26 protein-coding genes are annotated in these 23,121 nt (G+C 41.2%); 24 read left to right on the top strand and 2 right to left on the bottom strand.

Annotated elements, in window-relative coordinates; all coding sequences use genetic code 11:
- Nucleotides 1-29: 29 nt before the first annotated feature.
- The 23 genes from ACETMN_RS24560 (at nt 30) to ACETMN_RS24450 (ending at nt 20,619) form a co-directional block, all read left to right on the top strand.
- Entirely contained in the window at nt 30-803 is a 774-nt protein-coding gene (locus tag ACETMN_RS24560) for a DNA and RNA helicase (RefSeq protein ID WP_411735232.1), read from the top strand.
- A 44-nt stretch (nt 804-847) separates the two neighbouring features.
- The gene (locus ACETMN_RS24555) at nt 848-1,477 is read left to right on the top strand and encodes a hypothetical protein (protein WP_411735231.1); all 630 of its coding nucleotides are present in this window, start codon (nt 848-850) and stop codon (nt 1,475-1,477) included.
- Between the two features lie 15 nt (nt 1,478-1,492).
- Nucleotides 1,493-2,908: a hypothetical protein gene (locus ACETMN_RS24550; protein WP_411735230.1), complete on the top strand. Its 1,416-nt coding sequence runs from the start codon at nt 1,493-1,495 to the stop codon at nt 2,906-2,908.
- A 20-nt stretch (nt 2,909-2,928) separates the two neighbouring features.
- A complete protein-coding gene (locus ACETMN_RS24545; RefSeq protein WP_091013815.1) occupies nt 2,929-4,035 on the top strand; it encodes a pentapeptide repeat-containing protein in 1,107 nt (368 codons plus the stop codon).
- Nucleotides 4,017-4,547 carry a hypothetical protein gene (locus ACETMN_RS24540; RefSeq protein ID WP_091013817.1) on the top strand — a complete coding sequence of 177 codons (531 nt, stop codon included), beginning with the start codon at nt 4,017-4,019 and terminating at the stop codon, nt 4,545-4,547. The genes ACETMN_RS24545 and ACETMN_RS24540 overlap by 19 nt, the downstream gene beginning before the upstream one ends.
- Nucleotides 4,548-4,563: 16 nt before the next feature.
- Nucleotides 4,564-5,001 (top strand): DUF4280 domain-containing protein, encoded by a 438-nt coding sequence (locus tag ACETMN_RS24535; RefSeq protein ID WP_091013820.1) that lies wholly within the window; start codon nt 4,564-4,566, stop codon nt 4,999-5,001.
- 1 nt (nt 5,002) lies between these two features.
- Nucleotides 5,003-8,749, top strand: coding sequence for a hypothetical protein (locus ACETMN_RS24530; RefSeq protein ID WP_411735229.1), 3,747 nt, complete (start codon nt 5,003-5,005; stop codon nt 8,747-8,749).
- On the top strand, nt 8,733-9,257 hold the full coding sequence (locus ACETMN_RS24525; protein WP_179198425.1) for a hypothetical protein: 525 nt from the start codon (nt 8,733-8,735) through the stop codon (nt 9,255-9,257). The genes ACETMN_RS24530 and ACETMN_RS24525 overlap by 17 nt, the downstream gene beginning before the upstream one ends.
- A gap of 453 nt (nt 9,258-9,710) precedes the next feature.
- A complete protein-coding gene (locus ACETMN_RS24520; RefSeq protein WP_091013831.1) occupies nt 9,711-10,661 on the top strand; it encodes a suppressor of fused domain protein in 951 nt (316 codons plus the stop codon).
- A 410-nt stretch (nt 10,662-11,071) separates the two neighbouring features.
- Complete coding sequence (locus tag ACETMN_RS24515) at nt 11,072-12,595, top strand: hypothetical protein (protein WP_411735228.1); 1,524 nt, start codon at nt 11,072-11,074, stop codon at nt 12,593-12,595.
- 32 nt (nt 12,596-12,627) lie between these two features.
- On the top strand, nt 12,628-13,152 hold the full coding sequence (locus tag ACETMN_RS24510; RefSeq protein ID WP_091013835.1) for a hypothetical protein: 525 nt from the start codon (nt 12,628-12,630) through the stop codon (nt 13,150-13,152).
- Nucleotides 13,153-13,604: 452 nt separating this feature from the next.
- On the top strand, nt 13,605-13,730 hold the full coding sequence (locus ACETMN_RS24505) for an HNH endonuclease (protein ID WP_411735227.1): 126 nt from the start codon (nt 13,605-13,607) through the stop codon (nt 13,728-13,730).
- 19 nt (nt 13,731-13,749) lie between these two features.
- Nucleotides 13,750-14,214, top strand: coding sequence for an SMI1/KNR4 family protein (locus tag ACETMN_RS24500; protein ID WP_256975005.1), 465 nt, complete (start codon nt 13,750-13,752; stop codon nt 14,212-14,214).
- 135 nt (nt 14,215-14,349) lie between these two features.
- Nucleotides 14,350-14,895 carry a T6SS immunity protein Tdi1 domain-containing protein gene (locus ACETMN_RS24495; protein ID WP_411735226.1) on the top strand — a complete coding sequence of 182 codons (546 nt, stop codon included), beginning with the start codon at nt 14,350-14,352 and terminating at the stop codon, nt 14,893-14,895.
- Between the two features lie 3 nt (nt 14,896-14,898).
- Nucleotides 14,899-15,294: an SMI1/KNR4 family protein gene (locus tag ACETMN_RS24490; RefSeq protein ID WP_091013841.1), complete on the top strand. Its 396-nt coding sequence runs from the start codon at nt 14,899-14,901 to the stop codon at nt 15,292-15,294.
- Nucleotides 15,291-15,536: an SMI1/KNR4 family protein gene (locus tag ACETMN_RS24485; RefSeq protein ID WP_091013845.1), complete on the top strand. Its 246-nt coding sequence runs from the start codon at nt 15,291-15,293 to the stop codon at nt 15,534-15,536. The genes ACETMN_RS24490 and ACETMN_RS24485 overlap by 4 nt, the downstream gene beginning before the upstream one ends.
- A 351-nt stretch (nt 15,537-15,887) precedes the next feature.
- Nucleotides 15,888-16,073, top strand: coding sequence for an Imm3 family immunity protein (locus tag ACETMN_RS24480; RefSeq protein ID WP_143786470.1), 186 nt, complete (start codon nt 15,888-15,890; stop codon nt 16,071-16,073).
- 291 nt (nt 16,074-16,364) lie between these two features.
- Nucleotides 16,365-16,736 (top strand): immunity protein YezG family protein, encoded by a 372-nt coding sequence (locus ACETMN_RS24475; protein ID WP_091013848.1) that lies wholly within the window; start codon nt 16,365-16,367, stop codon nt 16,734-16,736.
- A gap of 380 nt (nt 16,737-17,116) precedes the next feature.
- Nucleotides 17,117-17,614: a hypothetical protein gene (locus ACETMN_RS24470; protein WP_091013849.1), complete on the top strand. Its 498-nt coding sequence runs from the start codon at nt 17,117-17,119 to the stop codon at nt 17,612-17,614.
- Between the two features lie 292 nt (nt 17,615-17,906).
- Nucleotides 17,907-18,488 carry a hypothetical protein gene (locus tag ACETMN_RS24465; protein ID WP_411735225.1) on the top strand — a complete coding sequence of 194 codons (582 nt, stop codon included), beginning with the start codon at nt 17,907-17,909 and terminating at the stop codon, nt 18,486-18,488.
- A gap of 36 nt (nt 18,489-18,524) precedes the next feature.
- On the top strand, nt 18,525-19,427 hold the full coding sequence (locus tag ACETMN_RS24460; protein WP_411735224.1) for a nucleotidyl transferase AbiEii/AbiGii toxin family protein: 903 nt from the start codon (nt 18,525-18,527) through the stop codon (nt 19,425-19,427).
- Between the two features lie 180 nt (nt 19,428-19,607).
- Complete coding sequence (gene imm48 / locus ACETMN_RS24455) at nt 19,608-20,048, top strand: Imm48 family immunity protein (protein WP_411735223.1); 441 nt, start codon at nt 19,608-19,610, stop codon at nt 20,046-20,048.
- A gap of 31 nt (nt 20,049-20,079) precedes the next feature.
- The gene (locus tag ACETMN_RS24450) at nt 20,080-20,619 is read left to right on the top strand and encodes an RNA 2'-phosphotransferase (protein ID WP_091014382.1); all 540 of its coding nucleotides are present in this window, start codon (nt 20,080-20,082) and stop codon (nt 20,617-20,619) included.
- Nucleotides 20,620-20,799: 180 nt separating this feature from the next.
- Here the strand turns inward: ACETMN_RS24450 and ACETMN_RS24445 are convergent, their stop codons facing one another.
- Both ACETMN_RS24445 and ACETMN_RS24440 read right to left on the bottom strand, forming a co-directional pair.
- On the bottom strand, nt 20,800-21,657 hold the full coding sequence (locus tag ACETMN_RS24445) for an SDR family oxidoreductase (protein ID WP_091013859.1): 858 nt from the start codon (nt 21,655-21,657) through the stop codon (nt 20,800-20,802).
- 110 nt (nt 21,658-21,767) lie between these two features.
- On the bottom strand, nt 21,768-22,193 hold the full coding sequence (locus tag ACETMN_RS24440) for an Rrf2 family transcriptional regulator (protein ID WP_091013862.1): 426 nt from the start codon (nt 22,191-22,193) through the stop codon (nt 21,768-21,770).
- Nucleotides 22,194-22,616: 423 nt separating this feature from the next.
- Between ACETMN_RS24440 and ACETMN_RS24435 the strand changes: the two genes are divergently transcribed.
- Nucleotides 22,617-23,093, top strand: coding sequence for a DUF6790 family protein (locus ACETMN_RS24435; RefSeq protein WP_026080959.1), 477 nt, complete (start codon nt 22,617-22,619; stop codon nt 23,091-23,093).
- Nucleotides 23,094-23,121: the final 28 nt, after the last annotated feature.

Genomic DNA, 23,121 nt, shown 5'->3' with positions numbered 1-23,121 from the left:
ATCACGAGCAGAAAGGGGGAACAACGCTCATGTTCACATATTCGTATCCGCATTTTAACAAGGGAAGAATTCTGAAAACATCCATGTTGGAGGGACTACGCGATTTCCCCAGAGACTACATCGAACTGTACTATCGCGGTTATGCAGATGGCATTGTTGCAGGTGCAGAGGTAGAAGTGTTCCCGGACAAGCTGGTTGTTGCTCCTGGGATGGTGTTGCATAAAGGAAGGCTTTATATGCTGACAGAGCCTATGGAACTGGCATACCAAGCTACGGGACGGGTCAATGTGCTGAAGCTTCGGTTTACCGGGGAGGAGACCGTGAGTGACATGACGATAAGCCATTCGGAACTGCTCCTGGATGAAGAGACAGCGTGCACATCGAGAGAGTTGGAGCTGGCTCGATTCAAGCTGAAGGAAGGGGCACGGCTGCGGCGGGACTATCAGACCTTTGCCGACTTGGCAACGGAGTTCAATACGCTGCATGTCATTCATGTTCCTTATGCAGCCGAGGGGGCGAGCACCTTATCCCCTGTTGTCATGAAGGATTATGCCGAGAGGTTGCTTCGAACGGGGACCTCTGATCTCCAGGATCTGGTCTTCGCCATGATGTGTCTTAATGAAGGGACAGTTGCACGTAGCGTCATTTTGCATCACATTGCCAGTCGATTGGGACTGGAGTACAGAGAATACGATAATGCGCAGATTCATCGATATCTGGATCGCATATTGGCGAATGCAGGTCGGGGAACGGGACGTTCGGGTATGCCAGTGGGTGGACCACATCGTATGATTGTGGATTGAAATTTTCAAGAGAAATGGGAGGATGGAATTCGTTTATGGAACATATGGATCGCAAAATCATCCCGATGTTATATGGCAAAACATTGAACGGTGAACCTCATCAGGGAACAGAGACCAGAGATGTTGAAGCCTCTCCTGAATCAAGAGAAGTTAAACCATTCGAGCCAATAACCATGATACACCTTGAACAGGAAACGATACATCTGAGAAGAACGGAGCTATACGAGGGAAAGGTTACGGTATCTCTTCCCCGCACATTTCGTTTGGTGACAGAAAGAGAAGCTCAGTTAAAATATCCGTCGTCCCATCGTCCTGAATGGATCTATACCAATGATTCGGGAACGATCAACTTTACGTTCAAGACATTGGATCATCGTCTTGCTCTGGAAGAGCTGAGTTCCTTTACGGAATCGATGGCTGACGTGATTCGTGCAACTCAACCTGTACGAGAATGGAAAAAACACGGTGTTCGAGTGACGGATGCTGGTCTTTCCACGGGTTACTGCCAATTCGCTGTTCAGGGGTTGAATGATCAAATTTATAACCATATGGTGTTCACCATTATAAATCAGAAAGTTCTTGTTTATGGCTTTAACTGTACGGACGATGAGAGGAAAAATTGGGTGGAACCCGGTGGTACACTTCTGGATACACTCATTGTCGAGATGAATTAGAGAGGAGCTGAGTCCATGAGCCTGACGTATGAAAACCTGATTATTGAACCTTATGAACTAGTACATCTGCAAGAATTGACAATCCGCAAAAAGATGAATGAGCACACCCGCCTTGTTTTCAAAGGTATGGTATCCGAGGAATGGAAAGATCGTTATGTGGATGTTACGGATAAGAATACCCCGATTGAAGTGTGGCAAAAGGACGAGGAGGGGAACAAAAGTCCGCTATTCAAAGGTATTCCTTTATCTGTAGAAGTGCAGGTTGTGAGGGGCGTATATACGCTCCAGATTGAAGCGATCTCACATACGTACCTGATGGATGTCAAGAAGCGAACGCGTACGTTTCAAAACATCCAGATGACGCTCCCTGAATTGTTAAAGGAGCTGGATCAGGATTATCCGGGACTGGACGTGATCGATGAGGGGACCGGGGGAGCCAAGATTGGCAAGGTTGCCGTGCAATATCAGGAAACAGACTGGGCATTTCTCAGAAGGCTGGCTTCTCGATTTCATACGAGTCTGATGCCTGCGGCTCAATTCGACAGCCCCAAATTTTATTTCGGCGTATATGAGCATGGTAACTCGATCGAACTGGATAATACACGTTATACCGTTCACAAAAACATGACTCCATTCATGTACTTCACGGAGAACGAGACTGTAAATGTGAATGAAAGTGACTTCATTGTATACGAAGTGGAGACAGATCAAGTTATGGAACTGGGACACCATATCTCATTCCGAGGCAGAAGTCTGTATCTTACGGAAGCCTATACTGAACTCGCCGGAGGTATTCTAAAGCATAAATATGTGCTGAGTCTTCACAAAGGATTGCGGCAGAAGACGTACTACAATCCGCTGATTGCTGGAAGCTCATTAATGGGGCGTGTTATCGGTGTACATGGTGGACAGGTTCAGGTGCATCTTGATTGTGATGATAAACAAGGGACGGAAGATGCACTGTGGCTGTTGTATCAATCTCCGTATATTGCAGAGGGAGAGACCGGCTGGTATGTCATGCCCGAAATTGGTGACCCGATAGCTGTATATTTCCCAACGATGTATGAAGAAGATGCTTACGCCACAGGTGCTCCACGACTGGATAACAAGTCGACATCCACCAACAAGCTGAACAATCCGGATCATAAAATTTTTCGCACTCCTCATGGGAAAGAGATACGTCTTACCCCAGACGCGGTAATCATTAGCGGCAAAGAAGGAGAGGTCTATATTCGACTTAGTGGAAATGAAGGTATTCATATTGCAGGTAGTCAGCAAGTAAGTATGTCAGCAGGAGGGAGCATTTCGTTAAAAGCAGGAAAGAAAATTACATTATCTGCAGGATCAGAACTTCTTCTTGAAGGAGGAGGAGGGAAAATAAGGCTTGATGGTCAAGCTCAAATGAGCGGGACAGAAGTGAAATCTAATTAACGTTGGAAGGAGGAAAGTCAGTGAGCCGGAAGGAATCACTACTGCACTTTTATACGAATCAAGTGGAGCCTGAACGAATCAGGCTGATGGCTGACCTTCAATATACAGTAAATAGCCAATCCCCAATGTTGACTACGGAGTTCCTAAGATATTTCGAGGAATTAACTAGTAAAGTAAGGCACAGTCAACAGATTGGTGCCAAAGGGAACGTTGCTTACATCCAATATTCTTTGTTGCGGACAGAAGTCTCTACGGGAGCGATGCATTATCTTGCCGAAGCCAGGGATATGTCATGGCTTCTCGACCGAGACCCTATACAGGCAATATATGATGCCAAGTGGGCCTTTGATTGTTTGGAACGGATGCTTGATCGTTTGAAGAAGACACTTCCTGATTATCAGGGGATGATCTCGATGGTTGAACTGGATCGAATACGACTTCAAGAGGTAACTTTGGTTCACCGCTATGTTATTTATTTTATTCGTCAATGTTTCCATCAGCTCCTTGATTCCCAACTGATATTGGATATGCAGGTGGAGCCCGAATTTGAGGTTCGTGTAGGGGAGTATTTGGATACCAGTGAATGTGTGTATCGCCTTGACCAACGAGAACGGAACCTGGAAGACATCGGCAGGGAGCTTGAAGAGGGTGATGGTTTGGGTGGGATGTATGCGGACTATCACGATCTGGACATGGAAGAGATGATATGCAGTGATCTAGACTTCCGGTATAGCAGGTTTAATGACATCAGATTAAAATCAACAGATTTTGAACGTTGTGTCTTGGTAGGCACACGTTGGCATAACTGTGATATGAGAGATACCAATTTTGCTGACAGTCTACTATACGGTGCTGACTTCAATGGATGTTTACTGGAGAGGGCTATCTTCAGGGGCATTTCTGGGGAAGAAGGGCATCCTGATGGTCGAATACAGGGTCCTGGGTACTCAGGTATCAACTTCGAGAATGCGAACTTAACCGGAGCAGATTTCAGGGGAGCGCGACTCCGTGGAGCTATATTTCGTAGAGCAAACCTAACCAACGTGTTATGGGATGGGGCAGATCTGGAAGATGCGATATTTGAGGAGTCGGTGAAGGAGGAATCGCCATGCGATACTTTAGGCTGATGCAGGATACCAGATGGACAAATCGTGTAGAGACAGAAGCGGTTGGTGAGATACAGCGTCGAGAGTGGAATGCTTCTTTTCAGGAGGGGAGTAGTAATCACACCGCAATTAACCTTTCAATCAAAAGCAGACCTAATGTAGATTACACCGACTATTTGGAGCGTCCTGTACCTCTGGTATCGGATCGAATGCTGGAAGTATTTACGTTGTACCATCCCGGCTTAATTCGCAGGGCAGCAGTGTTGACGGACAAAGCACGTATGTCCCAGGAGACCTATTGGGCTATTTATCCAACGGTAATGGATGTGCTCTCTCCCCAAACGGAACGTCATCTGGATGGAAGTCTGAAACAGATTGTGCTGGATCGAGGTAAGGCTGAACTTCCTTTGTTTCAATTAAAGGAACCTCGTGAATCTGTCATCATCGTTAATCTAGCTTTGGCAGAGAGTCTGCTGCGTCGGGATTTTTCCGGGATTCAGCTGGTCCGTCTGGAGCAGGAACAGACAATATAGAGAGGAGAGAGGCGAAATGGCACAAGGTAATCAAGAGAGTGAGATCAGTCTTCAACCTGCTACAGGAGATTCCAAGAGTTATGTGGTTGCCGGAGCGATTCTGCATTGCAGTTGTGGTACACAGCGTACCCGATTGAAGATCCCATTTAGTCATGGCGTTTACATCAAAGGCAAGGCTCAGTTGACGATTGAAGATTATGTACCTGGAGTCCATATTGGATCATTTGGAAATTGCTCCAATATGGAGAATCCGGCTGTATCCAATAGTATGATGGTGGATATCTATGGGGTGAAGAAAGCACCGTGTGTACCTGTATTGACTATGCCTTGGCTACATGGAAAAGGAGATGCCAAGGTGGAAGGGAAAGCTGCTCTACTTGGTCACTGTACGCATAAGTGTCTGTATGGTGGAAATATCGTCATCGAGGATGACGGACAGCAGCTGGATTTTTGAGATGAGCGAATCCAAGAAAAAGGTACAGGAACGCATCGGATACGAACAACTCCGTTTATATTGGCCGTATAAAGTGCAATGGCTGGAAGAAATCCGAATTACCCGACAGATTAATGAGCATGCAAAGTTATATATTAGTGGCGTTATACCGGAGGAAGATGGACCAGGCATCCTTCATGTCCAGGCTGAAGGAGAAGCGATTGTACTAAGACAGCTAGATCAAATGGGGAAATCTGTAAGGCGTCTGTTTCATGGCGTGATGACTTCATTAACTGTACATTTGGTTGGTGGCATATACAGGTTCGAGCTAGAGGCCATATCGAATACATATCAGATGGACATTGAAATATCCGAGCGAGCATTCCAGAACAGGGCGATGTCCTATGGCGAATTAGTTAAATACGTGATGAAGGCGTATACCTACTCGGATGTAATTGATAATGTCACAGAGAATACCCAATTGGGAGAACTTGTTTTACAATATAGAGAAACCGACTGGATGTTTCTGAGACGTTTGGCTTCCCGGTTTGGTACCGTACTGGTGCCTGAGGTGACCGCAGCTTCACCGAAATTGTTCTTCGGGTTGCCCATGGGCAAGTTGTGGAAATGGCCTCTGGATCGTCCATATCATGTCAAGAAAGAAATGGGCCATCTGAATTGGCATGGGGATGAACAGCATCGGTATATGGTGCAGGATCCCAAAGGTACACAGGGGGCGCTCATCTATACGATGGAGTGTTATGAAACCTATGCTTTGGGTGATAAAGTCGAACTGCCTGACGGGAAAGAATTAACGGTAACTCAAGCGGAATCCCGATTGGAATCCGGGTTGCTCATGACTACATATCGTATGATGTTGGAAGAACATATTCGGGTTCCGCGGTCCGATCTTCTGGATCTCATTGGCCTCTCCTTGTACGGTGAAGTAATCCGCATTATTGGTGATCGTGTACAGATGGAACTTTATATCGAAGATGGTCCGATTAAAGCAGAATCCTCCTGTCCATATCCTTTATCGACAGCTTACGTCGCCGAAGGTCACAGCGGACTCTATCTGATGCCAGAGATTGGTGACACGGTGGAACTGTACATTCCCGGTAGTCGCGAGTCCAAGGCTTATATTCGTCATGCAGTGCCCGAAAGCAAGCGTTCGGTTTCCGGTGGAACGCAACACAAAATGTGGGGCCACCCTGACGGACCATCCATTGGTATGTCATCGGATGAGGTGACCGTACAGGCTGGAGCTGGATTGGTCATCACACTGAATGACCAGGGTGTAACGATGCAGAGTGCAGGTAACATCTCGATTCAGGGTGGCAGTCTATCGCTTAAAGCAGGTCAGATTAAAGCGACCGCCCCTGAAGCAATTTGGCTCCTTGGCGGAGGAAGCAGCTTTATTCTCGATGGACAAGCTGATGTCCGTGCTGGACTGCTGCAACAGGAAGGCAGCCATAAGGCCCCCGTCGTGGTAGCCGATTTGCCGCCAGAGCCGGAGCCGCCCCTTATTCCGCTTGAACAATATGAGGCAGCTCAAGCAGCAGCTGCAGCCGAAGCAGCTGCTATGCAGCCTTCTGTGGTTAATATGAAGGAGGCCTCGCTGTTTGGTGCAGCGGTCGCCATGGCGGGGATGATCCCCGTCTTGGGTATGCTGGGAGGTGCACCAGCTGTTGCAGCACAGGCCGTTGCCGTTGGCGCTGCAGCAATCGGCTTGATCTCGGGTATCCCAAGTACCGGGTCCTTTAAGCCTTCGGCCCTACAACTATTAAATCGTCTGAAAGATGGTTTTGTAGGTATGCTGGAGGAAGAGGAGTCGTACAAGCGCCAGTTATTCGGTAAAGTTGTCTCAGCAGCACGAGAGTTAAGCACGGCTACTTCCTTTCTGGATTTTGTGAAGAAACTGCATCAGCAGGATAAGGAAATTAGCCAGATGTATTATCAGATTCCAGGCTATACGAGGGAGCATTGGGCTCATCAACAGGTTGACCAAGAGTTGAAGGAAGCGCTGGTGCATTATGGGAAGGTGCAGCAGAATGACATTGAATATGAACTGTTTTTCAACCCTTATCATAATGGTATTGCTCGAGATATCGGAAGAATAGATATCACTGCCGAGGAGCTTGGTGACTATAATTACTGGCAGAAACAGAATCTGACAGTCGAACAGAAAAAGTATCTTGCCCGGCGAATTATGGCTCCTATGAGCGAAGAAGAATTATCTACGCTTATGGGAGAGTTTGAGCAATACGAGATGACTATGAAAGGATTGGACGGGGAGTTCAATGGATTTACGGGCAGAGTAGGCGCAAAAAAGGGTTCTTCAGGTGTACCCGAACCCTCGGACCATCCAGGAACAACGGGTTCTCCAAGTGTTGCTTCTAAAGGAACAACGACGACAGATAAACCGGCTACAAGCAAAACAAAGACATTTGTGAAAAAGTCAAAAGATGTGATTGTTAAAGCCTTCAGCGATTATTATAAAGAGAGCCAGGTCATCCGGTTTCAGCCTTGGGGCGACTTGGGAAACAAAAAGCCCAAAGAGTCGGGGAGTGCCGGGGAAGTGGGTTCCGGAGGGAAAACAAGCTCGAACGCTGGGAATAAGTCAAGCGACGGGGCAGGAACAAGTTCCTCCAGCAATGGCAAGAAACCAAATCAGACTCCGAGCAGCAGTAAGAAGTCTCAATCATCGGGTGAAACTGATGCTACTGCATCGAGTTCAGGTACAGGGAAGAAGTCTGGCGACAGTGAAGGAACAGGCTCATCCAACAGTGGCAAAAAACCGGATTTGACCCCAAGCACTAGTAAGAAGTCCAAATCTAGCGGAGAAACGGACAGTACGGGTTCGAGTACAGGTACAGGGAAGAAGCCTGGCGATGGTGAAGAAACAGGGCCATCAGGCAGTGGCAAGAAAGAGGATTCAACTCCGAATACCAGTAAGAAGACCCAAACATCCGGAGAAACGGATACTACAGGATCAAATTCAGGTACAGGGAAAAAGTTGAGTGAGGGTGAAGGAACAAGCTCATCTAGCGCTAACAAGAAAGATAATCAGATTCCTAACAGTCATAATCAGTGGAAACAAGATTCATCGAAGAAAAAAGGAAAAGGAAAAGATGATAAAAAGAAAAAAGAGGAGGAAAAACGTAAAAGGGAAGAGGAAGAAAGACAAAAAAGTGATTTAGAGACTGAGGGGACGGGAAAAGATACGAAGAGGTATGGTGATCCTCCCGAGGAAGAATTTAAATTTAAGATTGAAATTGCTGCTGAAAAGAAAGCTGAAGAAATAAGAAGTAGAGGATTGAAAGATATAGAGGATTTTGCTAAGAATACAGGTTTGGAGTTACAGGATGCAATTGATTTAAAATCACATCTGTTTCTTAATAAATATGATCTTCCAGCTTACGATGAGAAAGGTTTATACTTTTATAAAACTAGATTAACACCTGATCCAGAAGTAATATATGCTTATCACAAAGTTCTGGATGGAGAACTGACTCCTGATCAGAAAAAATGGTTTCAACAGTTAAAAGCACATGAATTAGATGAAAAAGCCCGAATGGATTCTGGGGAAGAATACTATAGGCATCCAGGTTCTTGGGATTTCGAGTCGAAAACCTGGAAATCAAAGCCTCCTGGTGCACATGATAATGCTGTACCACAACCTGAATTTGGAACATTTCCTGGATATAAGGAGGAAAGTTCGAGATTTTATAAAATCAAAAAAGGTGATGAATATGAGATTGTCTTTTAGTAGTGCGGTGCAAAAAATAAATGAAATAGACTGGAATACAGGAGAAAAGCCCAAAGAATCACATTCAGCTCTGTTAGCTGAATACTTGAGAAGAATTGCTGTCTTTACAAGTTCTTATACTTCTAATCAAAGCCCAATAGGAAGTCCAGTTAGAGTCCTAAATATTGAAAACAATGATTTGCTGCTAGAAATTGATAGAATTGTGGATGAAAGTTTGCCTGACATTAACAACCCTATACACTATAAAATATGTAGAAATTATTTAGAAACAGCATATGTTGTTGAAAAAGGCTTATCGGAAGTCTTAAAAGTAGCAAATATTTATGAACCTATTATTAAGTTTTTTGAAAGAGGTGGGAAACTAAGATTCGATAGCGACAGGGCTTTGAGTTGTGGTAGTGCTGCTTTTGTTCTTGAAAATTGGATTGATTTTCATAGCAGTAGGCTAGAAACCGATATAAGTGACTCTAATTTGGAGAGAATTGATCTTAATAATAATGATGTTTAGTTAATCTCTATATCGTACCTCGAACGGGTCAATTATGGTCAGATATTACCATGATTGACCGTTTTTTTGATTTGTACCTCCAACATCCATGCGCACCATGCACGGCCAATTAAGGAGCAGGAAATAACGAGTCAAGTATATTACCGCAACTGACTTGTTTTTTTCTTTCTTAGCTTTCTTGCGTTTCTTAAATTTACTCACTACTGTAGATGAACTGAATTTTGCATATTCAGAAGTGAATATCGAAGGTATAAACAAAAAGGAATTTTATTACATAGTGGATTGAATCGTGATAACAAGGCAAAAGACTATACTGATTATGAACTTAAGAATGATTTGGAAGAATTTGATTTAAACGATGTAGTGGAACAATTAACAGAAGAAGAGAAATCTATCTATTTGAATTAAAGAAGTAATGAGTTTGATCCTTGGTGAACGGAGGTTTTGTTCAAAGTGGAAAATAGAAAACAAGTACTAGAATTGGTGTTAGAACGATCCCCATATTTTGAATATTTATGTAGATGTCTTGAATCAATAGGTTTCTGCTTTCCGAGTGGATGTGAACTTGTATTATTTGCTGGAAAACAAAAATCTCCATTAGTAGACTTGCTAGGATTATCTAGTATAGGTATTGTGGATATTAATACTTTATATTCTCGTGATGAAGCAAATCCGGATGTGTGGATAGAATTAGATGAAGAGGAGTTATTTAATCTTGCTTCATCTGAAATTCCCTTATCGAAAATGAAAATCACAATAAATAAGGGTCATTTTATTTATCCTCAAGTTGAAACCATTCTAAAAAGAATTTTCATTCCACCTTTAGAATTCCCATTGTCAGATCGAATGGAAATAATATATTGGTCGATGTTTGATTGCATAGAACCTAGGATCGTGTGGAGAAGTGAGCAGAGTGATTTGTTAATCCTTAAATATGAAAATGCTTTTGATGGACTGGATGTATACATCACATCGGGGCTAACTAATCCTGAGAATAATGCCCCATCCCTTATTGAGTTTGAAAATGGAAAAACTTCTGGATATGGGTATGAATTGATGATAACGGCAAAGCCTAACGAAAGTGTTTTTAGAGATGAATTGGTTAGTTGGACTAAATATATTGAAGAAACAAAAAATCATATTTATCCTGGCCAATTTATAGAATATCGCGAAGGTAGGCTTCCAAATACAGACTTAAGTGGCTTCATAATTACTCCACCAATAGATTTACCTGAAATTATACCTGTTTCTTCTGGATACGGTAGAATAAGTTTATTACTAGGTGTAACGGCTGAGGAACTGGAGATAGCAAAAAAAGAAGATGATATATATATTGTAGCTGATAAAATGTTTGAAAAAGGATATGTTAATTATAGTCCAACAAGAAGAAGTTCTGTGATGTAACTGATTGCTGCTAAAAAGAGACTAATGATTGATTAAAGGAGTCATTCCAATTTTTAGGTGGAATGACTCCTTTTTTTGAATAAATGATAATAGAGAATCAGGATTGAGGAGAGGTAGTTTCTTTTTAATTAACTTTTTAATCTGGAGCTAAAATTGGTTATCTCCTTTTATATTTTTGGAAGAATTAGCTTCTACAGGTTGACGAAGAGTTGAAGGAAGCACTCGTGCATTATGGGAAGGTGCAGCAGAATGATATTGAATATGAATTGTTTTTCAATCATAACGGCATTGCTCGAGATATCGGAAGAATAGACATCACCGCCGAAGAAATGGGTGACTATAATTACTGGCAGAAACAGAATCTGACGGTAGAACAGAAGAAGTATCTTGCCCGGCGAATTATGGCTCCCATGAGCGAAGAAGAACTATCTACCCTGATGGGTGAATTCGAGCAACACGAGATGACTATGAAAGGATTGGACGGGGAGTTCAATGGATTTACGGGCAGAGTAGGCACGAAAAAGGGTTCTTCAGGTGTACCCGAACCCTCGGACCATCCAGGAACAACGGGTTCTCCAAGTGCTGCTTCTAAAGGAACAACGACGACAGATAAACCGGCTACAAGCAAAACAAAGACATTTGTGAAAAAGTCAAAAGATGTGATTGTTAAAGCCGTCAGCGATTATTATAAAGAAAAACAGAAGATCGGCTTTCAGCCTTGGGGCAACTTGGGAAATAACAAGCCCAAAGAGTCGGGGAATGCCGGGGAAGTGGGTTCCGGAGGGAAAACAAGTTCGAACGCTGGGAATAAGTCAAGCGATGGGGCAGGAACAAGTTCCTCCAGCAGTGGCAAGAAAACAGATCAGACCCCGAGCAGCGGTAAGAAGTCCCAATCATCGGGTGAAACTGATGCTACTGCATCGAGTCCAGGTACAGGGAAGAAGTCTGGCGATGGTGAAAGCACAAACTCACCAAGCAGTGGCAAGAAAACGGGTCAGACACCGAGTACTAGTAAGAAGCCCAAATCATCGGGTGAAACGGATAGTACGGGTTCAAGTTCAGGTACAGGGAAGAAGCCTGGCGATGGTGAAGAAACAGGGCCATCAAGTAGTGGAAAGATAGAGGATCCAACTCCGAATACCAGTAAGAAGACCCAAACATCCGGAGAACCTGATACTACAGGATCAAATACAGGTACAGGGAAAAAGTCGAGTGAGGGTGAAGGAACAAGCTCATCTAGCGCTAACAAGAAAGATAATCAGATTCCCAACAGTCATAATCAGTGGAAACAAGATTCATCGAAGAAAAAAGGAAAAGATGATAAAAAGAAAAAAGAGGAGGAAAAACGTAAAAGGGAAGAGGAAGACAGACAAAAAAGTGAATCAGAGGCTGAGGGGACGGGTGATGTATTACCCCCAACTAAGCGTATTGAACCGCGAGGAGAGCCTATAAAATTTGAACCTCTAATTAAGCAAGAGAAAATCGCTCAACAGACATACGATAGGTTAAGAGGGACAGGTCTAGATATGAATGAACTTGAACTGTTCTCCAAAAACACTGGACTAAGTTTGCAGGAAACGATTGACTTGAAGAAACATTTAATTTTAACTGAGCATGTTAATTTACCAGATACCATTACTGGTAAATATTATTATAGTGGTTATTTTCATCCTGATATGCATATCGCTTATGGTTGGGAAAAGGCACTTAAAGGTGAATTAACACCTGCAGGAAAAGTATGGTTTAGACAGCTAGCAGACCATGAGCTAGCTGAAAGTAAGATGATGCAAGAAGGAGTACCGTATCGTAAAATTGAATCATGGAATCCTATAGAAGGTATGACTGGAAAACCACCTAACGAGGGGGCTCATGATCTTGCACCTCCTCCACCGAAAGATTTCCCGGATTTTAAAGCGGATGAGACTATTTTATAATTAATATAATTTAATTTCAGGAGGACACCTAGTTGAATCAGATATTTGAAGATGCCAGAACCATTATAAGAAACATTAATTGGGAAAATGAAGAACCTAGCAAACCTTCACATGGAATATTATTATATGAGTTTTTAAGGAGAGGTTCTCATTTTTATGATTTTATAGATCAAGAACCTAACAAGAGACTTGCAGTGTTTAGTGCAGCAGATATTTGTGGTATAAAGTTGCCAATTGAAATATATGAATACTGTGATGAATTAAACGAAATTAAGAATGAGTGGTTAGTCAAATCAGTTTGTAAAAGCTATTTGGAATGGGCATATTTATCTGGTGAAAACGAGTCGATAGCAATCGAATTCCAAGGACTCTATACTCCAATTATAAAGTTGTTTAGTAGAGGCGGGAGGATAAGATACCATAATGGAGAGTTAACCTATGGAAGGGCTGCACGTTCTCGAATTGTTTCTGTAGAAATGAGCACGGTTGAACCAATGGATATTAGTGAAAATAGTCTGGATAAACTCGACAAAAATTGGGATGAGAAAATAAAGTAATCGTAAATTGGTTTTAGAAGGCTAATCAGTTCAAAAGTTATTATTTTTTGAAGTGGGTCCGGGATACGCTGATAAGACAGTATATATGTGGGATCGGAAAAAGAAATGTAAGCAAAGTAGATATAAGCATAAATAAAACAGATCGATCCTGGTCAAAGAGTCAATGGGGTCGATCTGTTTGTAATAGATCTTTATAAATTACGAAAAAGTATACAGGGAGGTGCAGATTTAACAGGTAAACAAAGAAAACAGATAGAAATAAAGCTGCGGAATTAAATCTTATACCAAAAATTGAAGTGAAGAAAGTAGAAGGTATTTGTTTCGGCTTTGCTGATTTCGAGGGGCTGATGTAGAAGTGCACCTTCCAAAAAGATTTGTGTAAAAAAGGTGACACAGATCAGTTTAACTGGTTGAATAAAATTTACCGGAAGACATAATGAAATCGGTTAACAATGGACCTTATACATGGCATCACAGAAGTACCGGGGAAAATGCAATTAGTTCCCTTTGGTATACACAACATTACTACTCATAATGGTGGTAGATCAAACGGAATATGGGCAGATGCACCGAGATAAGGGAGAGAAATTTGTGGAAATGAGAGCAGAATCTATTATCTATCCATTACCAACTGATCAGGTATTGTCAAAAGAAGAAGGTTTTTGGAGGGTAGTATTGCCTTCAGACTATAAAGAATTTGTTAAGATAAACAACGGAGGCATTCCAGAAAAATGTTCTTTTAGTTGTAATAGTCATAATTACTTAATTACTAGATTTTTGTGCATTCTTGAAGATCCAACCGGCAATGAATTTGGAATATTTGATATTGATGCTATAAAATCCCAACTTGATGAGAGATTAATTGATGATGAGGACTTAATAGGAGTTGCCTTGTTACCAGTAGCTGTTCTATTTTCTGGTGACTTTCTATGCTTAGATTTTCGTGAATCTAGAAATTCTCCTAATGTTTGTGTCTGGGATCACGCGAATTCTGGTGAATTCGATCCAGTGAGTTATTTTTTGGCGGAAAGTTTTAAAGATTTTTTGGCATTGTTAACTTAATAAACAAAACAATATACTTAGGCCTGTTAATGTTACACAAATATTTACAACAGATCGTACAATACAACCAGCAGATAGAACACTAAACGATTCAAACAGGAAATGTTTTAAGAGCTAAAGGAGGTATAAAGAAGTATGCCATCTATTCCGAATTTCGTTTTTGAGAAAGAAATACCTATAAGCATTATCGAGAAATACAGATCGAGAATTCCTGTTGAACTAATTGAAGTATGGAAGGAATATGGAATGGGTAGTCTTTCCAATGGATATCTGAAAATTATTAATCCTGATCAGTATTTAGAATTATTACAGGATACCTACAGTCGAGCAAAATTAGCAATTCCTCTATTTACAACAGCAATGGGAGATATATTGATTTGGGAAGATGGATACTTAATGGCGCTTAACTTCAGAAAGCATGAAGTAAATGTTATAGGGAAAAATTTTAAGTACTTTTTTGGGGACATAAGTGATGAATATTTTTTGAATAAAGCTCTTGACTGGTCTCCCTATCTTGAAGCGTTTGAAAAATATGGAGAGCCTGCTTACGATGAATGTTTTGGCTATGTTCCTCTTTTAGGATTAGGTGGAGCAGAGAAAGTTAAGAATTTAAAAAAAGTTAAATTTATTGAGCATATATATATAATCAATCATTTTATGGGACCAATGGAATTAAAATAAAAAATGGGGATAATTTGGGAACGCACGGTTGGAGATATTAGTGAAGATATAATTAATAAGGTTGAAAAAAAATATGGTATACAATTTCCTGTTGACTATAGAGAATGTGTTAAAAACTATAATGGTGGGCATCCTGTACCAAATATATTTTCCTATGATGATGGAGGAGAGGGAGTTTTTGACCATTTACTAAGCTTTACAAGTGAGCCTAATATTGTTGTAGTTTATGAATTTATAAGTGATTTCATGCCAAAAGGGATATTTCCATTTGGAACAGATCCTTTTGGCAATCAGCTTTGCTTTGATTACCGAAAAAGTGAAAATTCACCTTCAGTTGTTTTTCTTAACAATGAAGAATTTGGTGAGGACTCCATTACAGAAGAATGTAACAGTTTTTGACAGTCGAGAAAAAGTATAATATGACTTTCCCTGATGATTATAAGAAATTTTTAATGTTAAAGAATGGTGGAAACACTGGTACTAGAAGGAGATTTACTACAAATGATGACCAAAAAGAAGGTGAAATAGAGTCTTCTATTTTGATGTTTTTTCTTTTGTCTCATAATTTAAATAATAATTCAGAACAAAAGTATCGTCTGTACACAGAAGCAAATATTTTATCGAAAATTATTATCCAATAGGTAGACACCGAGGAATAATTTAGTGTGTATTGTAGTAGAAGGAGCTAATAAAGGGAGAGTATATCATTTTGATATGGATTATGACAATTATATTGAAAAGAAACTTCCTCTAGAGGAAGAACATATCAGACTGATCGCCAAAAGTTTCACTGACCTTTTGGATAGTTTATTTGTTTCTCAGACGTAGGAACAATCGTGAATAATTTCAAAAATTAGAAGTTGCAAATTTTAAGGCCTATTCCATCAGAATTATTCAGGTGGATGGGTCTTTTTGTGAGAAAAGACTTCTAAATAAATTGTCATTTCCTCGTGAAAGATCACGCACCGTTCCACGACATAGTATGTTTACGAATGTCCGAAATAGTACTGGGCAGGTTTCATAAATCTAAAGAGTATTTGTTAAAAGAATGGAAAAATTTGAGTCTACATCAACTAAAGGATAAGTTGTCTTTTGAACAATTTAATGATCTTAATACACGCAGAAAGGTAATATTAGAGAATATTGAACAGAAGACTGTAACAACTATACTAGATTAGAATTGGCAGTAATGTTGTTGTTTCATTTTATTCGTGATTGCACTGTGGATGAAGGAGGAAAATGGGTATTCAAACCCAGCAATTTTGATCTTTGGTAAACGAAGGTTTTGTTCAAAGTGGAAAATAGAAAACAAGTACTAGAATTAGTGATAGAACGATCTCCATATTTTGAATTTTTATGTAAATGTGTTTAATCAATGATAGTTTGATAGTAGAGTACCCGATAGATGGAGTAGGACAAAGAAAATTACAATAGAGAATCAAATTGGAGGTTAGAGGAATAATGGAGCAATATCAAGAGAGGTATACTTCTATTTCAACACTTATGAGAATGAGGAGTTCATATACTCTCATGATATTCCTGAAAAATATAGACTGAGTGAAAAAACTTATGATAACTTATTATTAGAATTACAAACAAAATTTAAAGAATTAAGACAAATTTTTATAGACAATGATCAAGAGGCGTGGACAAATTTAACCTTAACTTTAAAGCATCCTGGTAAGTTGAAAATTCATTATGATTATGAAGATGTAATAGCTTCAACAGTAACCCCAACTCAAAGACAAATGATTTTTGAGTATAAGTATCTAGGTTTGCTTCCTGAAAAAGAAAAGAATAAACAGTTTGTAGAGAATTATTTAAATAGTCAAAATAAATAGCTGTAGAAAAAAGCTAAAGTAATTGTGTTATACGTTATAGGTCCAATTTAGTTATTTAACAGCATAATTGAGCTGTTTTTTGTTTTCTTGCCTTTTTATTAAATTTGGTCGTAGATGTAACACCCTAAATCAATCGGAAGTATAAAAAAAGATGAATCACAAATTTTAATATGAAGGTAAATATTGAGTAAGGAAATCAAATAACAATTGAGGGGAATAAATTTAAATTCGAATAAAGTGAAAATGGTATTTAAACGATCCTCTTGGTGTACATGATGTAGTCTCTGATCAACCTTCATCTGAACTCCCTGCAGCATATGAATATTATTTAAAAAAAGTTCTTGGGCAATAAAAATACAGAAGATGGAGCGAAATAATTGATGGGAAATTTTAATCAGGCAATTAAGCGTATTGCTGCAATAGATTGGAGTTGTATTGGAAACAAGCAAGCAAGATCACATGTTCATTTGAGTAAAGAATACTTAAGAAGAGCATCAATATTTTTTCAATATTATTCTGGTCCATGTAGGTATCCTTTTATTATCATTTCAAGTTCAATAACTAAGTCACAAGTAAGTGTTGATGAATTACAGATACTAAAGGAGATTGACAATAGTTATGTTAGAGAAATTGCTACCAGTTATTTAGAGTTAAACGCACTCATTGATGAAGGAAATCAAATTGCTATTGATAATAAAGATTTGCTTGAGCCAGCAGTAAAGCTATATGAAAGAGGTGGCCATTTTTTTATAAGGGCAGGTTATTTGAATGTAGCTGGTGCTACTCATTTTCTTTCGCTTGCAAATCGAGTAAAAAGGGAACCACTTGATATAAGTGATGAAACCTTGGAAGCACTTGACAATGGGCATATTGATTAATTTATGGATTTATTCGGCCTATTAAACAACTTACAATATTAATACAAGATCGAACAATACATGAACAAAAGGATAAGCTTCTCAGAAGATCTTTCTTACTTGAATTATGAGTAGGAATGAGCTTTTATTTGGTTTCATGAGAAGTCGGAAGAGCATTCTTCTTTAACACAAATAGTGGCCCAGATTTTTTGATATGCTATGAGTAAGCTCCCTCTAGTCATAGGTAGTAAGTTAGTAAATGATGGTGTACCTAGCCAATGGAGATGACAAAAATCAGTAAGGAAGTGACCTGATGGAATTTGAATATCATGTAACCATGCGTGATCTGAAGCAGAACGAGACAGAGACCTTTATCAACATCTGTAATGAACAGCATGTGAAGCCCGTATTGATCGTCTTGGACCAAGGTGAATATATTAATCAACCGATGATCACAGGCATTGTACATAGCGCGGATTATGAAGAAGTGAAGAACGTTATTGAAGAGGTTGCCGCGAAGTTTCGGGATAACGGATTCACGGTTGTTCGGACGAAGGTGGAAATTCCGGCAAAGGAAGAGACGTATTTTGATCAGCCGATGGTGATGCAGTCCAAGCCTTATTTTGAATGGCACGGTAAAGTGTATGTTGATGATGTGGGCAGGTTGAAGCAGTTGTGCGCCGGATCAGGCGGACATATCTCAAGGAACTCGTTGAATGCGAATGGGAAAATTAGATTCGTAACGGTCCGAGAATATGAAAGTGCAGAACACTTTTATCGTAGAGTTGAAGAGATTCATGCCATTCTGCATATGAACAAGATGGAACTATTTAAACAGCAATATGAACTGTGCATCTACGATAGCCGGGAAGAATTGGATCGTGGATGGATCTAGCCGGATGTTGAGTACGATGAATGAGGAGGAGAACGGTTGTCTGGAAAAAACATAAAAATGCACCTCTTAAATGAGGATGAGAGATTCATTGTGGTGTTAGAAGCCTTATTGAAACGTGCCACTCTAGTAGATGGCCCATTTATATTAAAAGGTAGCTTATTAACCAGACAGTATTTGGAGAATCCAAGTATTCGGTATGTTGATGATATTGACTTTTTGTATGTAGGTCGGATTGAGACCGAGGATGAAGCCAATGAAATTTTTACAGATTGGGTGATTCGGGTAACTGAGATGGATCTGAATGACGGTATCGTATTCCGAAGCTTTCGGGAGAATACCTTTTGGCGCAGAATAGACTACGCGATGGCGGATGATTTTCCCACGGTGAACACGGAGCTTGCCTTTTATATTGATAGTGAACCAAGGAGCGAAAATGAGTATGGAGATGAGGATGAGCTGCATCTGGATATATCCTTTAACCTCGACTTGAATGAGAAGTCTGTTGCTCTATCCTACCAACCCATGGTTGGTGAAGCTTTTGTCGTTCCTTACACTGTACCACTCTCCATCCAAATTGCATGGAAGCTGCATCAAACGATAGTGAGGCCCAGGTTTAAAGACTTGTATGATTTGCAGCATCTGTTGTCTAACCCGTCATACGATCAGCAAGCTCTCCAGGAGACACTACAGACCCTAGTCAATGAGTGCAATATGGACCCGGCTATTACGAGAGAGGATATGAAAAAGGTGTTGGTTGACGATCTGCATGATGTGTATTCGAGGTTTAATTACGATTATGATCTGCAGTATTATGCCGGAAGCCGCAGTCCTGAAGTCTATTTTATGGAGTTTGTTTCGGAGCTACGCCAAACGATGAATCATGCCGGGATTAACAGTGACGCATATGAACATTTACCAAACTGCACTAACCATAAATAGAGATTTTCATGTACTGAAGAAGAGGAGCTAATAGCTTTCTGAAAGAAGGCTACTTCGGAAGCATACGCTTCGCCTTTTATCTCCAGAGGAATTTGAAACGAACACCCCAACTCCGATACAATGTTCTCATAGAGTCTGAGAGAATGGATCAAATACGGTGCAGAAATGGAGAAAACCAATATGACTGAATTTATCAACGCTGATGATATTAATGATGTAATTCTCGGTGCTGCGGCAAACGAACTGGAGCAGATGGTGGACAAAATGTGTGAGCTGATTGGCACCCCTTTGGAACAAACGAGTGAACTGGAGCGTCAGGTCATGGCTGCTTTTGGTTTTGGCGCGGTATATGGCATAACTCATCGGGATCAGCTGGCAGAGCCACAGGCCCATGCCTTGAGCATTCGGATGCTGATCAAACCGTTTAATTATAGTGAGCAGCAGGCTGTTGATTTTGCCGATGATCTGATCCGGGTGGCTTCCGATCGTGAGGTTCATCCGGTGATGAATACGATTATCCAACGTGGGATTGATGGACACCGCCAATTCAATCAGGAAGACGACGAAGGATTGGAACGTAACATTCAGGAGATTTTAACCGCGGTTCAATCGCAAAATTAGACGGTTTTATAAGATGTGGGAGATGATTGCATTGGATCTGATGAAATTAAGCAAGGAACTCTCATACGCTCTGCGACATGCACCATGGGAGTATGAGCTGGAACTGGACGAAGAGGGTTGGGTGGAAATCTCGCAATTGCTGGTGGCTTTACATGAAAGTCCGCAGTGGAAGGAAGTCACACAAGCCGATCTGGAGCAGATGATTCAAGCCTCGGAGAAAAAGAGACATGAAATCCGTTCTGGCCGCATCCGGGCATTGTATGGACATTCGACACCTCATAAGATATCGAAGATACCTGCTAAGCCACCGGAAACCCTGTACCATGGGACGCCGGCACGCGCAGTGCATTCTATTATGGAACATGGCTTACAGCCGCGGCAAAGGCAATATGTACATCTGTCCGCAGATATCGATACGGCCAATCAGGTGGGACGAAGACGGGATGATCTGCCTGTCATTTTGAAAATCAATGCTGCTCAAGCGGCCACAGATGGAATCCTCTTTTATCATGGAAACGAAAATATCTGGCTGGCCGATCACATTCCCGCACGTTATATTCTTGAACAGTAACCAATGAGTGAGGAACTGTTGTGAAAAGCATAAATATCTATCTCGAATTGCAGCAGTCGCAATCAACGGGTGAGTGTACAGTCATCCGTTCAACGGGGATATCGTTGTATTGATCGTTAGCTACACCAAAAAGGGACACATCCAACATTGGTTGGTGCGTCCCTTTCTCATATCCAAAACTTACTTGCCTACAATCGCTTTAATACCTTCGCTAAGAGGCTGAGCCGGACGGCCAAGCAATTTCTCTAATGTATCACTCTCTACAGCCAATGCACCTTCACGGATAGCACTTTGCATATCAACAAGCATGGATACGACAAAGTCTGGTAGACCTGCACCTTTCATGATGTCAGCGTAAGCGGCATCGTCCACGTTTTGCACGTTGATTTCCTGCCCAAGAACTTCACCAACAATGGCAGCCAGTTCAGCTTGCGTGCGTAGTTTGCCAGACAATTCATACACGGTATTCTCATGTCCTTCTCCTGCGAGTACAGCTGCTGCAGCATGGGCGTAGTCACTGCGGGTAGCCCAGCCTACTTGGCTGTTGTTGGTGGCATGAACCCAAGGTGCACCTTGCGTAGCTGCTTGTACACTGCCTGCTTCATTTTCCAGGTACCAGTTGTTGCGCAGGAAAGAATACGGAATGCCGGATTCACGAATAGCTTTTTCTGTAGCGCGGTGGACTTCCGCCAGAGAAAGGGTATTTTTCTCTGCATTCACAACGCTTGTATAAGCGATGAAACCCACGCCTGCTTTCTTGGCAGCGTCCACGGCAGTCTGATGTTGGCGAATTCGCGTTTCATTGTCACCATCGGTGGAGATGAGCAACAGACGGTCTACACCGGCAAAAGCTTTCTCCAACGTCTCCGGTTGATCGAAATCACCGTGACGCACGTCAACGCCTTGAGTGCGGAGTGCTTCCGCTTTCTCTGGATTACGTACACTTACTGCCACATCCTTGGCAGAATCCGTTTTTAACAATGCCTCTACAACCAGTGAACCCAATTGACCTGTTGCGCCAGTGACCAAAATTTTCATCTTCTTTTCCTCCTAGGATATGTGTTTTGTTTGCATATGGTTGTAATCAAAAATGTTATAACAGGTGTGATTACAACGAAAGGGTTAAAAAAAGCTCATTATGAGCTTTTTTATTCAGAGACATGAATCTGATCCATCATCTGCTGTATGGTTACACGATTCAAGCGCTGTTCCATGGCTGTCTGAGCCTCAATGAGTTCGGCACGCAAGGTGTGTTCAATCATGTTGCCGACCGGACATTTCGGATTCGGATGTTTGTGAAAGTTAAACAATTCCCCATCCTCCACGACCTCTAGCGCTCGATATACATCGAGAAGGGTAATGTCGGCCGGATCTTTCAACAAGGAAGCACCGCCCACACCGGGTCTGACGTCAATTAGACCAGCCTGTTTCAGCTTGGACATAATCCGCCGAATAATCACGGGATTGGTATTCACACTCTGCGCTATCATATCTCCGGTGCATTCATTGGGCATAACAGCGATCAGGGACAGGGTATGAACCGCAATGGAAAAGCGACTGCTGATTTGTCTCATGGGATAATCACCACCGTTGTAACTATAATAGTTACAAAGTGATTGGTTGTCAATTCTTTTATATTATATGTTAATTGATAGTTGCTGTTATCCTGTAATCGTAGATGATCAAACAGATGATAATTGAATTATCACCTATGTCAAATAAATGAGTTGTGGTTCTTTTGAAGCGTTAAAAAAGAAGCAGGTTTCAAACCTTTTAATGTAATAATAGGGCTAAATTCCTATTATTTTCAAGTTAAATGGAACTATATGGTTTTCTTGTTTGCGTACAGTGGAAGAAAAATGACAAAAGCTTCGACAAAATAGAAAATTATGTATGAATTGACAAATGTAAAAGCGATTATATAATGTGTGTATCTACAAGATTGTACATTTAGTTACAAATGATTCCAAATAACAAACGGTGGGAGTGGGACAGGCATGTGGTTTTTGGTTCTATGGTTGTTAGGTCTAATTTCAGGGGGAGTACACTTATATGTGTTAGGTTTTCCCGGGGAAATGAGCGAGATTAGCAGAGTATTGCTGCTTCATCAGTTTGTGGTTACCTTTGGATTGGTTGGAGTGATTGGTTATGTTGTCAACATTGCCAGAGCGGATCAGACAGCCAAAATGTTAGGATGGCCTGGTGGACCGTTTCAGGTTAAATACGGTTTTTCCCAGGTAGGGCTTGGAGTTATGGGGATTATGGCCATATGGTTCCAGGGGAACTTTTGGGTTGGTGTATTGGTAACGATGTACATATACGGGTTAAGTGGTCTTTGGTCACATACTTATGTCATGATTAAAAATCGCAAGGCAGATGGAGACAGTATCGGGAATCTCATTATGGATGTGGTGTATCAAACGTTTATCACGGTTCTCTCCGTATTGGCTGGCGGAATCTGGGTAATGCACTAAGCTGTAATTGATTTTTTGCCTTACACAG

Source organism: Paenibacillus sp. M2 (genome assembly GCF_046713495.1).
Taxonomy (GTDB): Bacteria; Bacillota; Bacilli; order Paenibacillales; family Paenibacillaceae; genus Paenibacillus; species Paenibacillus amylolyticus_B.
The sequence above is the reverse complement of the archived record's forward strand: the minus strand, read 5'-3'. Positions and strand labels throughout refer to the sequence as shown.